Here is a 14,696-nt window from a genome sequence, read left to right as displayed (position 1 = left end):
GATCCTCCATGGCGTGATGATGGTCTCATTTTCACCCCAGGCGGAAGTCCGCCACAACGAGCTTTCCGGTGACGATAAGGCGGATGTCCGCCGCGGTTTCGTGCTGCGGCAGCTCGAGCTCAACCGCACCCTCGAAGCCCGCCGGAATGCTGACCGTTGCCCAAGGCAACCAGCTACCCACCGCTCCGGCGCGCTCCAAGGAGACCCGTCCGCCGTCGCTCTTCACCACCCGAAGAGTGCCTGACCCCGAGGGAGCGCAGGCCCAGTTCCGGTACTCGGCAACGGCCCGCGTATGTCCGGGGCTCAGCGAAATAGCGGTCCCGGCGAGGCGCGTTTCCGGCACCAATTCCACGCCGGTAGCGGCATCGAAATGTTCCGCCCGAATCGTGTCCCGGGGCTGACGCTGCGGGCTGGCCGGGCCCTCGAGTGTGAGCGTCGCGGACAGCCGGAGATCCGCAGCCGAGCGGCCCGCCAGGATGAAGTATTCCCCCGGCTCGGTCAGCATGCGCAGGGCCGTGACGCTGAAGGTTGCGAGGCGTTCGCGGGCCACCCGAATCGTGACGCGGCGCTGCTCCCCCGAGGAAAGACGCACCCGCTCGTGCCCCAGCAAGAGCCGACGCGGGAACTCAAAACGATGATCGGGCGCGGCCGCATAGATCTGCACGAGCTCGGCAACATCCCGCATCCCCGTATTACGCACGGTCAACGAGACCTCGAGGCCCTGCTCACCGGCATCCCGGACGTCCAACTCGTCGTACTCCACCTCGGCATAGTTGAGCCCGTGCCCCAAGGGGAACAAGGGCTCGGCGGCCGAGTACTGGTAGGTGGCGCCCGCGCTGATGATGTCGTAGTCCAAGATGTCCGGCAGGTCCGCATCCTTGGCAAACCACGTTTGCGGGAGCCGCCCATACGGCTCCACGGCGCCCGACATGACGGCGGCCAGCCCGTGCCCCAGCTCCTGCCCCGCGTGGGAGGACCACAGGATGGCCGGGACCTGCGCCAGCTCACCTAGCGCGTACGGGTAGGAGGAAATGATGGTCAGCACCGTGTTGGGATTGGCCTCCTGGACAACGCGCACCAACTCCTGGTCTCGCGCGGAGAGCTCCAACGTGGTGCGGTCCAGCGTTTCTCGCCCACCCAGGTGCGGGTCATTACCAACCACGACGACGGCGACCTCGGCTGCCGCTGCGGCCCGCGCCGCGGCTTCGACACCATTTTCCTGAATCCGCAGGGTGAAACGATCAGCCACCTCGATATCTCCGGGCAACAGCAGCGCGCTTCCCGTGTGCGCCTCGATGTGGACCCATTTTCCGGTGCCCACGTGCTGTAATCGCACAGCCCCGGCACTATCGCGGTGGAGCCGGAAGGTTTCCTGAACGATCCAGCCGCCCACGCGGCTCGCGCTGGGGTAGAGGTAGCCGTCATTTCCGGCCGTCAGCAGCAGGCCGTTGGCCTTGGAACGGAGCGTCACCTCGCCCTGGCCCCACTCCTGGAGCTCAAAGAGTTCCTCTTCCCCGACGCTCGTGGACGTTGCCGCCAGAGAGGACTTCTCCCCCGGGGTACCCAGGTAGGCGCCGGTGCGGATGCCGCGCAGGGCCACCACATCGTGGCCGCCAACAGCCACAACGTCGGGGTACAGCCCACCAAGGCCCGCGGCCAGGCTGACCGAATATTCGGGGGTTCCGCTGTACCAGTCGGTCAGCACATGGCTTCCGAGAGCGCCGATGACGGCCAGTTTCTTGGTTGTGGCCGACAGCGGCAACAGGGGTGCCGCCGTCGAACGTCCCGCACCAGAGGAGGGTGCGTTATTGGCCAGCACAACGACCGACTTGGCGGCCGCTTCGCGGGCCAACTCGCGATGGGCGCGGGCCTGCTCGGCCGAGAGGGATACGGCAGGGAAACCACCGTCGGCGAACTCTCCTGTTGCCGCGCGAAGGCGCAGCAACCGCAAGACACTCGTATCGACGTCGTCCATGGAAATCAGGTCACGCTCGAGAGCCGCCTCGAGATAGGCGATGGAGGGCGCCGAATCCGCGCCGTCGTCGGTAAAGTTGTCCACGCCGGCGTGGAGGGCTGCGGCATAGGCAGAGGGCGCATCGGGGAGGTACTTTTCGGCGGTGAACAAGCTCTTGGGCGCTCCGGCATCCGTCACAATCGCCAGATCAGCGCCGCCAGGCCACTGGCGCAGATGCTCGATCACAAGATCCGAGACGTGGGCCGGCATGCCGTTGACGAGATTGTAGGACAGCATGACGGCGCCAACGGCACCATCGGCAATCGGGACACTGTAGGCGGGGAGCTCGTACTCGTGCAGCACGCGGGCACGGAGCTGGGTCGAGGACACATTGCGATCGACCTCGTTGTTGTAGCCCAGGAAATGCTTGAGCGTGGGCGTGGTCTGCCACACCTCGGGATCGGAACCGCGCAAACCCTGACAGAAGGCGGAGGCGAGGCGGCCCGTGAGCACCGGATCCTCCGAGAAGCCCTCCTCATTACGCCCCCACAGCGGGTGCCGCAGCGGATTCACCACGGGAGCCCAGACATTGAGACTGATGGAAGGATTCTCGGTGTTCTTCGCCCGTACCTCGCGGCCAACGGCCTGGCCCACGCGCTCCAAAAGCTCCTCATCCCAGGTCGCAGCCAGACCTACGGGCTGCGGGAAAACGGTGGCCTTCCCGAGCCAAGCCACACCATGGGCACCCTCGGTTCCGGTCTGGAACGCTGCGATACCGAGCCGGTCGATGCTCGGCGAATGCTGATGCAACATGGCCAGCTTCTCGCCCGCCGTCAACTGCGCCAATAAGTCGCGCGCAATCTCGTGTGCGGTGGCGCGAGCGGGCGCCAAGGAGGGCGCGGCAGGGGTGGTGTTCATGTGAGTCCTCGACATTTCTTGACAAGAAGTGTTTAAACGCTTGCTTTTGGAATTCCGTCCATTCTTGCATCGATAAAGCCTGAGTTACAACGAACAATTTATTGTTGCGTGATGGGCAACACATGATCTAGGCTCAACTCAATCGAAGCGCATCGACAGTTCGACGTGCCTTCGTTTCCGCAACGTTGAACATCTGTACCCACCATCACAAAGGAGTGACACTTTCATGAAGAAACACGACTCAAGCGCCGCAGCAGGGCTCGGCGCCACGAAATTCAACCGCAGGTCATTTTTGGGATTGGCAGGAATTTCCGCCGTTGCCCTGAGCACTGCAGGTCTTTTAACCTCGTGCGGCAAGGGTGCCGGAACCGCTCAGGTAACCTCCTCCTCCGGTCTGGCCGAATCTGTTGCCAAGGTCGTTCCCAGCTTCATTCCCATGGATCTGGTCACCCCGGACATTGCCAGCGTCAATGGTTCAACACCTGGCTACGTGACGATTCCGGACAAGCTCGTCAAGTCTGTCACCGAGGTTCCCGGTAAGGGCGGCAAATACAAGGCCATGACCCCGGCCTGGTGGACAGTTCCGCCGGCACTGGCTGACAACAGCTATTACCAGGCCGTCAACAAGGCCATCGGTGCTACCGTCGACTTCCAGGTCAACGACGGCAATAGCTACGGTGACAAGATCCAGACGGTCCTCGCTTCTCCCAAGGATGTGCCGGACTGGGTTGTTATCCCTTCCTGGAACCTGCCTCCTCGTTTCAGCCAGGCCGTCACGAGCGTCTTTGAGGACCTCTCCCCCCACTTGGCCGGCGACAAGATCAAGAAGTACCCCAATCTCGCCAACCTCCCCACGGCTGCCTGGAAGTACGGCGCTTTTGCGGGCGGACTCTACGGCCTGCCGTACCCCAGCACCCTCATCACGGACGCATTCTTCTACCGCAAGGACGTCTTCACCGAGCTCGGCCTCGAGGCACCCAAGACCGCTGACGAGTACATCTCCATCGCCAAAGAGCTCACCGACCCGGCCAAGAAGCGCTGGGGTTCCGAGGATGTTTGGTCGGGCGCGCAGATCATGTTTGGTGTGGCCCCGAAGTGGAAGCTCGTTGATGGCGCCCTCGTCAACAAGATTGAGACCGATGAATACCGCGCAGCGCTTGAGTGGATCGCAAAGCTCTTCGCCTCTGGTGCCGTCCACCCCGACGCAGTAGCCGGGAACCAGCAGCAGTCCAAGTCGCGCTTTGAATCCGGCGCCTCCCTCATGGCCAGCGATGGCCTCGGCAGCTGGCACGAATCCTTGGGCCGCGTTCTCCCCACGAACCCCAAGTACGACATGGCCCCCATGGACTTCTTTGCGCCCGACGGCGGCGACCCCACCTTGTTCCGCGGCTCACCTGCGAGCATCTTCAGCTTCATTAAGAAGAACAGTGACTCGGCCAAGATCGAGGAAATGCTCAGCCTCGCCAACTTCTTCGCCGCACCGTTCGGCACCGAGGAAAACCAGCTCATCAACTACGGCGTCGAGGGTGTTCACTTCACGAAGGACAGCCAGAACATTCCCCAGTCCACCGACAAGGGCTTGGCGGAGGTCACCAGCACCTACTCCTTCCTGGTCAGCCCGCCCGTGGTCAACTCCAAGGTGCAGTACCCGGGTTACGTCAAGACCGCCAGCGAATGGGAAGCCCGTCAGGCCCCATTCGTCGTCGAGGAGCAGTTCTTTGGCTTGCAGATCGAGGAGCCCAACAAGTTCGGCTCACTCGGCAAGCCCTTCGATGATCTCGCCAAGGACATTGCCCGCGGCCGCAAGAAGATCAGCGACCTGGACACCGAAATTGCCACATGGAAGAAGAACGGTGGCGATGAGCTCCGTGAGTTCTACACCGGCTTCTTGAGCGCGTGATCCGGCAGCCACCCATGACTTCCACACTGACTAAAGAAACTTCCCGCCCCGCTGAAACAGCGCGCCGCGGCAAAGAAAAGCCCGAGGTGCGCATCGGCTTGGGCCTGAAAGCTCGCCTTCGTCGCGACAAGTCCATGATCCTGATGACCCTGCCGGCGATCCTTTTGCTGGCACTGTTCGCCTACGTTCCCATCATGGGCAACGTGGTCGCGTTCCAGGATTACTCGCCCTTTGTTGGCATAGCCAACAGCCCCTGGGTGGGGCTCGACAACTTCGCGAGGGTCCTCAGTGACGGTAACTTCTGGGTGGCTGTCAGGAACACCCTGGTCATAACAGCCTTCCAGCTGATCTTCTTCTTCCCTATCCCCATTGCCCTGGCCATCTTGCTCAATTCCTTGGTCAGCCCGGCCCTCCGCGCCACCATTCAGGCCGTGGTCTACCTGCCGCATTTCTTCTCCTGGGTGCTGGTAGTTGCCGTATTCCAGCAGATTCTCGGTGGTGCCGGACTCCTGAACCAGCAGCTACTGGCTAACGGCTGGCAGGGCCTGGACATCATGACCAACCCTGACACCTTCTTGTTCCTGATCACCTCCCAGTCCATCTGGAAGGATGCCGGCTGGGGCATGATTGTCTTCCTCGCAGCGCTCAACGCCATCGATCCCTCGCAGTACGAGGCCGCTGCCGTGGATGGCGCCAACCGTTGGAGCCGCATGTGGCATGTCACGCTGCCCGGCCTGCGACCCGTCATCATCTTGCTGTTGATTCTGCGGCTCGGCGATTCCTTGTCAGTTGGCTTCGAGCAGCTGATCTTGCAACGTGACGCTGTGGGTGCCGGCGCCTCCGAGGTACTCGACACCTTCGTGTACTTCACCGGTGTCCAAAACGGTGACTGGAGCTATGCTGCAGCCGCCGGACTTATCAAGGGTGTGGTGTCGCTGACGCTCATCCTCGGGGCCAATAAAGTTGCCCACCTATTCGGCGAAGCAGGGGTGTACTCCAAATCATGACCACCATCGAAAAATCATCAAAAAAAGTTAGCGGACTCCGCTGGCCCGGAAGCGAAGGCCCGAGCCGAGCCGCATGGGAAGAAGAACCATCAAAAGCCGTGAAAGCGGCGAAGTCGGCAACCCTGATCATCGTTGTGCTCGCCGTGCTGCTACCGCTGTACACGATCATCCTGACGAGCATTTCTTCGCAGTCCACCATCACCAACGCCGGCGGATTGGTCATCATCCCGGGTGAAATTACCTGGGATGCTTACCGCCAGATCTTCACGGGAGGTGTTGTCACCCGAGCCATCATGGTCAGCGTGGGCATCACCGTCGTCGGAACGATCTTGAGCATGGTGGTCTCGGTTCTATGCGCCTATGGCCTATCCCGGCCCGGCACCTTGGCCCACACGCCGTTGCTCTTCGTCCTGCTGATCACCATGTTCTTCGCGGCTGGCATGATCCCCTCCTACCTGCTCGTGTCAGGTTTGGGCATGATCGACAGCTACGCGGCACTTATCCTGCCGAGCTGCATCTCCGTTTTCAACATCATCATCTTGCGTGGCTTCTTCATGGGCATTGACCAGGGCATCCTGGACAGCGCCCGGATCGACGGTGCCAGCGAGTGGCGCATTCTGGGCCAGATTGTCATGCCCATGTCCAAGGCCGTCACCGCTGTCATCGCCTTGTTCTACGGCGTTGGCTATTGGAATGCGTTCTTCAACGCCATTTTGTACATCAACGACAGCTCCAAGAACCCACTTCAGGTGGTCCTGCGTTCCTACGTTTTGCAGGGCGTCTCGGTGCCCGGGCAGATCGCCGTGGGACAGGGCGTCGCGGCGTCCTTGGCGCTGCAGATGGCCGTCATCGTTGTCGCGATGGTGCCGATCTTGTTTGTCTACCCGTTCGTTCAAAAGCACTTCACCAAAGGTGTCATGATCGGCGCGGTGAAGGGCTAGTGGACCGGCCCGCTCTTGGAGCTTCCCGGCGCCGCCACTGTGGTGGACCGCTGCACCAGAGCGGGCACCACGAGCCGCACCTCGGCCGCGCGCTGCTCATGCATCCGTTCCATGACCATTTCGACGGCGGTTCGGCCAATGTCATGCGCGGGGATACTCACGGCCGTCCACGGAACCGTGCTGGAGACCGCCACATCCGTCGGGGCGATGGCCACAACGGAGACGTCCTCGGGAATGCGCAACTGCATCTCGGCGAGGGTGTCTCGCATGAGTGGCATGAGTGCTTCATTATGAACCACCAGGCCGGTGGCGCCCTGCGGTCCCGTGACGAGTTCACGCAAGGCCTCGGCCAACGCCGTGGGGTTAGCTTCACAGGCACGGCTGGAGAATTCCACGCCAGCGGTCCGGGACGCCTCTTCGAATCCACTCCGAACCCTGTCGGCGTACGTTGCATGACGCTCGAGGGAAGCCTGAGGGGAACCGATCAAGGCTATCCGGCGATGGCCCAGGTCAACGAGATGGCGGACAGAAATGCGCGATGCGGCAGCGAAATCAAAGTCAATGCAGCTCAGTCCGTGGGCGTCATCGGGGACACCAATCAAAACGGCCGGCTTGTTCATCTTGGCCAACAAGGGGATTCGCGGGTCGCGGGCCACGATGTCCATCATGACCAATCCATCCACGACGGATTGAGAGGTGACTCGTTCGATGCCGCCAAGGTCGTCCTGGGTCAGCAACAAGACATCCTGTTGAAAGTTGCGGGCCGTGGTGACCACAGCGGCCACAAATTGCATGACCACACTGACGTTGACGTCCTCGCGCAGAGGCACCACGAGCCCCAAGACATTGGACCGATTCGAGGCCAGCGCACGGGCACCGGCATGGGGGCTATAGCCCAGCTTGTCGATGGCGGCTAGCACCTGGCTCTTGGTCTCCGGGGAGATGGTTCGTTTGCCACTGAGGACATAAGAAACGGTGCTGGTGGATACTCCGGCCGCCTTGGCGACATCGTTCATCGTGGCCATGCAACACTCCTTGTTTCTGCCTAAGCAGGCACTCCGTGGAAGCGAACCGCTTCGAATATATCTGAGCATACATCTAGCGGCTTTATCAGATGATCTTCGCAAACATCATCGAAATTAAATCGAACAATTTCGATCATCTTACCTTCGTTCTGAAAGGAACTTCATGAACAAGCACCACCTCGGACTGGCTCCGTCCATGCCGAGCGACGGACTGATCTTTGGGGCTGACTACAACCCCGAGCAGTGGCCGCGCGAAAGCTGGCCGGACGATATCGCCCTCATGCAACGGGCCGGCATCAATCTCGTCACCGTCGGTGTTTTTAGTTGGGCCCAACTGGAGCCAGAGGAAGGCCGCTGGAACTTTGCTTGGCTGGATGAGATCCTTGACCTGCTCCACGCCGGTGGCATTCGGGTCAGCCTTGCCACCCCCACAGCGTCGCCGCCACCGTGGCTGGGTAAGAAATACCCCCAGACCCTGCCCGTCGACGCGGACGGCAACACCCTTTGGTACGGCTCCCGCAATCAGTTCAACCCGTCCTCGGCAAAGTACCGCGAGGCCGCCGCACGGATCACCGAAAAGCTGGCCGAACGGTATGCCAAACACCCTGCCGTGACACTGTGGCATGTGGGCAACGAGCTGGGTCAGATCAGCTATGACGATGAAACCGCGTGCGCCTTCCGCCGTTGGCTCATGGATCGTCATGTTTCCCTTGCGGGCGTCAACCGGGCATGGGGCACCACGTTTTGGTCGCAGCAGTACTCCACCTGGGAAGAAATCCTGCCGCCACGCACAGCGCCCTATATCAGGAACCCCGGGCAGGAACTTGATTTCAAGCGCTTCACCTCGGATCAGCTGGTCTCGCTCTTCCGTGCCGAACGGGACATCATCCGGCGCTACGACACCGAGCATCCCGTCACCACCAATATGATGGGCTTCTTCCATGGCATGGACTACTTTGATCTGGCCTCGGAAACGGACTTTGTGGCCAACGATTGGTATACCGATCCCGGCGATCCAGACTCGTGGCAGATGGGCGCACTGACCCACGATCTGTGCCGGGGCATGTCCCAGGGAGCGCCATGGCTCCTCATGGAGTCCGCCACCTCTGCCGTGAACTGGCGTCCCCACAACGTTGCCAAGGAACCGGGTGCCTTACGTGTCGACGCGCTGTCGGCCGTGGCGCGTGGCGCCGATGGTGTGTGCTTCTTCCAGTTCCGGCAATCGGCGTTTGGCGCCGAGCGCTTCCACTCGGCTGTTGTCCCCTTGGCTGGCGCTGAGACCCGCGTGTTCCGCGAAGCGGCGGCCTTGGGAAGCGAAATGGCCCAGCTTGGCGCCATTGCGGGTACCTCAAGCCAGGCCAGGATCGCGATTCTTTTTGATTGGTCCAGTTGGTGGGCCGGCGAATCCGAGGCCCGTCCCTCCCAGCGGCTCAAGGTCATGGATCAGCTCCTGGCCTACTACCGGCCGCTGCTGCGTCATGGTTTGAGCGTGGAAGTGGTTCATCCCAACTCTGATCTGGCCCGTTTTGATCTGGTGTTGCTGCCCCATCTCTTCATCGTTGAGCAAGAGCAGGCCACCGCGTTGACGCACTTTGTCGCCGACGGCGGGCAGCTTCTCGTGGGGCCGTTTAGCGCCGTTGCCGATCGGGAGGCGAAACTCGCCACCGCAAGATTCCCTCGGGTGCTTTCCGAGGTGTTGGGTGTCTCCGGCGAGGAATGGCTTCCGCTGGCCGCCCCGGTTCCCATCATCTTTACCAGCCCCTCGGCATCGCACGACGGCGGAGATCCTCAGGCCACGCTGTGGTCGGAGGATCTCGAGGTCCATGGCGCAAACACCACGACGCTGGCCTACTTTGCCTCCGGTCGCTTATCCGGCAAGCCTGCCGTGACAAGTAACGTCTGGGGACTCGGTGAGGCCCGCTACATCGGCGCAGATCTTCCCGCGGCCGCCCTGGAGTCGCTGGTCCTCTCCGCCGTTCAGGCTGCGGGGATTGAGCTCCCCGTGCCAGCGCGACTGCCCGACGACGTCGAGGCGGTTGAGCGCGGCGGTCGGCTCTTCCTGCTCAACCATGGTTCCACCAGCACCTCCGTGGAGCTGGCGGACACCACCATCACACTTCCCCCGTACGGGGCCACTGTTGTTTCTCAAAAGACGAATCGAGTATATTCATGAAATTCACCGACGGTTACTGGATGCACCGCCCCGGAATCACGGCACTGAACCCCCGCGATGTCTCCGACGTTGTGGCCGATGGCAACAAACTTTCGGTGTACGCCCCGACGCAGGGCATCACCTCTCGCGGCGATGCGCTGAACTGCCCGCAGCTCACGGTCACCTTCGCCTCACCGCTGCCGGACGTCATCTCCGTGACGATCGAACACTTTCAGGGCGCCCTAGACCTTGGTCCGCATTTTGACATCAATGACACGGACCCCAACGTCAACATCACGATCACCGATGGTTTGGCCACCTTTGCCTCGGGTGATTTGAGCGCCCGCATCAAGACCGACGGCGCCTGGGGCGTGGACTTCATGGCTGGCGGACACGTGCTGACAAGCTCCGTACCGCGCAGCATCGGCGCCATCAGCGACGCCAACGGCAAGCACTTCATGCACGAACAGCTGACGCTGGGCATTGGCACCAATGTCTACGGCTTGGGTGAGCGCTTCGGCGCCTTCGTCAAGAACGGCCAGTCGGTGGATATCTGGAACGAAGACGGCGGCACCTCCAGCGATCTCGCCTACAAGAACGTGCCGTTTTACATCACCAACAGCGGCTACGGCGTGTTCGTCAACCATCCCGAGGCTGTCTCCTTCGAGGTGGGTTCCGAGGTGGTTTCCCGGACCCAGTTCAGCGTTGAAGGCCAGAAGCTGCAGTACTTTGTCATTCACGGCGACACCCCCAAGGACATCCTCGCGCGTTACACGGAGCTGACGGGGCGCCCCTCCCGCATTCCGGCCTGGTCCTACGGTCTCTGGCTGTCCACCTCATTCACGACCAACTACAACGAAGAAACCGTCATGTCCTTCATCGACGGCATGGAACAGCGCGGCCTGCCGTTGTCTGTCTTCCACTTCGACTGCCACTGGATGCGCGCCTTCCACTGGTCTGACTTCATCTGGGACCCGGCCACCTTCCCGGACCCCGAGGGCATGCTCTCCCGCCTACATGACCGCGGGCTGAAGGTCTGCGTGTGGATCAACCCGTACATCGCCCAGCGCTCCTACCTCTTCAAGGAAGGCATGGAGCTGGGGTACCTCGTGAAGAACGAGGACGGCTCGGTGTGGCAGTGGGATATGTGGCAGGCCGGCATGGGTCTGGTGGACTTCACCAATCCCGACGCCGTCCTCTGGTACCAGGACAAGCTGCGCACCCTGCTGGGCCAGGGCGTGGATTCCTTCAAGACCGACTTTGGCGAGCGCATCCCCACCACGGTCCGCTGGCACGATGGATCCAGCCCGCAGCGCATGCACAACTACTACTCGCAGCTATACAACGAGGTGGTGTTCGAGCTGCTCAACAAGGAGTTGGGTCAGGGCGAGGCGATCTTGTTCGCCCGTTCCGCCACGGCCGGCGGACAGAAGATGCCCGTGCACTGGGGCGGCGACTGCGAGTCAACGTTTGCCGCCATGAGCGAATCGCTTCGCGGCGGCCTCTCGCTGGCCTCCTCCGGTTTCGGCTTCTGGAGCCACGACATTGGCGGCTTCGAGGGCACCCCCGATGCGGATGTCTTCAAGCGCTGGATCGCTTTTGGGCTGCTGTCCTCGCATTCGCGCCTCCACGGCTCCAACTCCTACCGGGTGCCGTGGCTTGTGGACGATGAAGCCAGCGCCGTACTGAAGCATTTCACCGAGCTCAAGATGCGGCTCATGCCGTACCTTCTGGCCAGCGCCGAGGAGGCCTACTCGGCCGGTACTCCCATGATGCGCCCCATGTTCCTCGAGTTCCCGCAGGATCCGGGATGTGCGGGCCTGGACCGACAGTACATGTTGGGTTCGGACTTGCTGGTGGCACCCGTCATGGATCCCAGCGGCGCCGTACAGTTTTACCTGCCCGCGGGGACGTGGACGCATCTGGAAACGGGCGAGCAGCTCACCGGTCCGGGCTGGCAGAACAAGACCTTCTCGGTCTTCGAGTCCGCCACCTACGTGCGTGAGGGCGCCGTCCTACCTCTGGGTACCGTGCTCGATCGCCCCGAGTACGACTGGGCCACGGACGTCGAGTTCACGGCGTTCGCCCCGTCCGAGGGTCAGCGCTCGGTCGTGAGCATTCCGACGCAGGACGGCGAATGCGCCGTCTTTGACGTGACCGTCACCGAGGTGAGCGAGGGCGGCGCCAAGGTGTCCGCCGTCGCGCGTTAGGTCCTCGCCCGAGGTTGGAGATCAGCTGGTCTCCAACCTCAGCTCGGTCCACGCGCTTTCACTGACCAGTACGACGGCGGATCCCCCGTTCCAGCGGACGCGCACCTCTCCGGCGGTGTGCGCCGCGCGCGCCCGCAGGCGGGCCGAGAGTAATTCCGGGGCGCCAGACTTTGAGCCCCAGCTCAGGTCTAGTTCGATGCCGGGCCGGGCGATGAGACCGCGGGCAGTTCCGGCCGGCCAGAGCCGTGGCACGGCCGGCAGGAGCTCGATCTCGCCCGCGTGGCTCTGCACGAGGCATTCCAGGACACCCGCCACGAAGCCGAAGTTCCCATCGATCTGGAACGGCGGGTGGGCGGCAAACATGTTGTTGTACAGGCCACCGGCGTGCGGTCCGTGGTTCTCGTCGGCCGCGCGGAAGACCAGCGCGAGGAGGCGTTCCACGGCGGCAACATCCTTGAGCCGGGCCCGGAGCGCCAGCTTCCAGGCCAACGACCAACCCGTGGAATCATCCCCACGAGCGTCCAACGTTTTAGACACGGCCGTACCAAGTTCGCCGCTCAGCGCGGTCTCGCCGGGGTAGGCAAAATAAAGGTGCGACACGTGGCGGTGGTCCGGCTCGGGCTGCTCAAAGTACGTGGCCCATTCCTGCACCGTGCCGTCGGGCGCCACGGGAATCTTGGGCAGGCACAGCAGCGCGTCCTGGAGTTTGCCACGCAAGGGGTCCCCGTCCGGGGCTAAGTCGAGTGCCGCCCGGAAGAGCCGAGAGATGATGGCGATGTCCGCCGTCGAACTAAATGAGGCTGATGCGACGACTCCCTCCGCCGTGCGGAAGTGGTTTTCCGGGGACGTGGAAGGATAAGTGCCCAGGGTTCCGTCGGGCGCGAGCAGCAGCCAGCCGAGGGCGAATTCGCTGGCGCCTTTGACGATGGGCCAGGCTCGTTGCGCGGCAAAGTCGCTGCCGCCCCCGTGCCGCACGTGCTCCCACAGGTGGGTTGCGAGCCAGGCGCCGCCCATGGGCCAAAATGACCAGGAGACATCCCCGGAGACGGGAGAGCTGAAGGCCCAGGCATCGGAGTTGTGGTGGGCGACCCAGCCGCCGAGGCCGTACACCGTGCGTGCCGTGTGGCGGCCGGATGCGGCGAGCGCCTCGAGGAACTCAAAGAGCGGCTCGTGACATTCGGCGAGGTTGGCGCCCTCGGCGGCCCAATAGTTCATCTGGGTGTTGATGTTGATCGTGAAGTTGGAGCTCCACGGCGGCTGGATGTCTTCGTTCCAGATCCCCTGGAGATTGCCGGGCAACGTGCCGGGGCGGGAGCTGCTGATGAGCAAATATCTGCCGTAGTTAAAGAGGAGAGCCGCGAGCGCGGGATCTAGGGGATGCTCACGCAGGCGCAGCGGCAGGGGTTGTGCCGGGCCCCCGGCGGGTTCGCCGAGATCCAGCTCAGCCCGCTCGTAGAGCGCGCAGTGGGCGGCCACGTGGGCGTCGAAGAGCTCCTCAGGGCTGAGCAGTGAGGCAGCTTCAACCCACGCCGTGGCTTGCCCGGATGCCGCCTGTGGGTCATTGCTCAGTGGCTGTCCGGGACCGGTAAAGGTAGTGCCGCTCGAGATGAGGAGGCGCATCCGTGAGACGTTAGCGGCAGCCAGCTTCCCGCCGTCGGACAGTTCCTGGCCGTCATGCTCCCACCGCATCACGACGGCACCGCGGAGCGAGTCCCGGCCGGGCTGATCGTACTGCACCCCTGTGGGCGGATGGGCATGATGCGGGGCCACGTCGGTGGGCATGCGCAGCGCAAGGTGCAGGGTGTCGGCGCCCAGATTCTCGCGCTCCTCCACGCGCAGCTGGCTCGTGAGCTCTGCCGTCACGTGCGGCAGCGGCTCCCCCGTTACCTCGAGCTCCACGACCAGCACCTGATGGGCTGCCGAGACATAGCTGCGCTCGGAGATTTTCCGCCCGGTCACGGAGTAGCTGTGGCGGTGCGTGGCCTGACGCAGATCGAGGCTGCGACGGTAGTCCTGCGCGTCCTCATGGTCCTCGCCAAGGTTCAAGCCGAGGAGCAGCTCGGCGAAGGGTAGGTAACTTTGTGTGTGCCCCGTCGTCACGGTGGCCAGCTCGGCCTCGGCGGCAGCGTACTCCCCCGCGTCGAGGGCCTTCCGGGCGCGGGCAATCGCGGCCGGACCGTCGACGTCGCCCGGCCCGTTGGCGGCTTCGCTCTGCGGCGATCCAGACCAGGCCGTGGCGTCGTTGAGCTGGATGCGCCCGCCGCCGATTCCGCCGTAACACATGGCCCCGAGCCGGCCATTGCCCAGGGGCAGGGCCTGCGTGAACTCCTGCGCGGGCTCATCAAAGCGAAGCGTGTGGGCGGCGGCCGAAAGCTGTTCAGACATAGCGACTTTCTGTCATAAGTACACGGGGCGCGGAAGCGCTTCCGCGCCCCAACCATGCTTCCAGAAAATCACGGCAAAAAACGTTTGTGACATGCTCCCGAAATCGTTGGAACGTGCAACGAGAAGAGCTTCCAGCCAGCGCCTAAAACCGAGCGCCCCACCGCCTCGGCAATGTCCGGAAGCGGATCGCCTGCCGCGTACCTG

Annotated in this window: 8 protein-coding genes; 5 read left to right on the top strand and 3 right to left on the bottom strand. The window is 62.9% G+C overall.

Going from position 1 to position 14,696, the window contains the following annotated elements; translation table 11 throughout:
- Positions 1 to 31: 31 nt before the first annotated feature.
- Positions 32 to 2,872, bottom strand: a complete 2,841-nt coding sequence (locus CVS30_RS01400) for a glycoside hydrolase family 3 C-terminal domain-containing protein (protein ID WP_181419649.1) — start codon at positions 2,870 to 2,872, stop codon at positions 32 to 34.
- Positions 2,873 to 3,098: 226 nt separating this feature from the next.
- Here CVS30_RS01400 and CVS30_RS01395 point away from each other — a divergent pair, with 226 nt between their 5' ends.
- The 3 genes from CVS30_RS01395 to CVS30_RS01385 are packed head-to-tail and all read left to right on the top strand — an operon-like array spanning position 3,099 to position 6,720.
- Positions 3,099 to 4,772, top strand: a complete 1,674-nt coding sequence (locus tag CVS30_RS01395) for an extracellular solute-binding protein (protein ID WP_110483526.1) — start codon at positions 3,099 to 3,101, stop codon at positions 4,770 to 4,772.
- 14 nt (positions 4,773 to 4,786) lie between these two features.
- On the top strand, positions 4,787 to 5,779 hold the full coding sequence (locus tag CVS30_RS01390) for an ABC transporter permease (protein WP_110483525.1): 993 nt from the start codon (positions 4,787 to 4,789) through the stop codon (positions 5,777 to 5,779).
- On the top strand, positions 5,776 to 6,720 hold the full coding sequence (locus CVS30_RS01385) for a carbohydrate ABC transporter permease (RefSeq protein WP_110483524.1): 945 nt from the start codon (positions 5,776 to 5,778) through the stop codon (positions 6,718 to 6,720). Before CVS30_RS01390 ends, CVS30_RS01385 begins: the two co-directional genes overlap by 4 nt.
- Here CVS30_RS01385 and CVS30_RS01380 read toward each other — a convergent pair.
- Positions 6,717 to 7,745 carry a LacI family DNA-binding transcriptional regulator gene (locus tag CVS30_RS01380; RefSeq protein ID WP_110483523.1) on the bottom strand — a complete coding sequence of 343 codons (1,029 nt, stop codon included), beginning with the start codon at positions 7,743 to 7,745 and terminating at the stop codon, positions 6,717 to 6,719. The two genes, CVS30_RS01385 and CVS30_RS01380, sit on opposite strands and share 4 nt — an antisense overlap.
- A gap of 163 nt (positions 7,746 to 7,908) precedes the next feature.
- Here CVS30_RS01380 and CVS30_RS01375 point away from each other — a divergent pair, with 163 nt between their 5' ends.
- Positions 7,909 to 9,918: a beta-galactosidase gene (locus CVS30_RS01375; protein WP_110483522.1), complete on the top strand. Its 2,010-nt coding sequence runs from the start codon at positions 7,909 to 7,911 to the stop codon at positions 9,916 to 9,918.
- Positions 9,915 to 12,107, top strand: a complete 2,193-nt coding sequence (gene yicI / locus CVS30_RS01370) for an alpha-xylosidase (protein ID WP_110483521.1) — start codon at positions 9,915 to 9,917, stop codon at positions 12,105 to 12,107. The genes CVS30_RS01375 and yicI overlap by 4 nt, the downstream gene beginning before the upstream one ends.
- A 21-nt stretch (positions 12,108 to 12,128) precedes the next feature.
- Here the strand turns inward: yicI and CVS30_RS01365 are convergent, their stop codons facing one another.
- Positions 12,129 to 14,492 carry a glycosyl hydrolase family 95 catalytic domain-containing protein gene (locus CVS30_RS01365; protein WP_110483520.1) on the bottom strand — a complete coding sequence of 788 codons (2,364 nt, stop codon included), beginning with the start codon at positions 14,490 to 14,492 and terminating at the stop codon, positions 12,129 to 12,131.
- Positions 14,493 to 14,696 lie beyond the last annotated feature (204 nt).

The sequence above is a fragment of the Arthrobacter psychrolactophilus genome (genome assembly GCF_003219795.1).
Classification (GTDB): domain Bacteria; phylum Actinomycetota; class Actinomycetes; order Actinomycetales; family Micrococcaceae; genus Specibacter; species Specibacter psychrolactophilus.
This window is presented reverse-complemented; position numbering and strand designations above follow the sequence as displayed.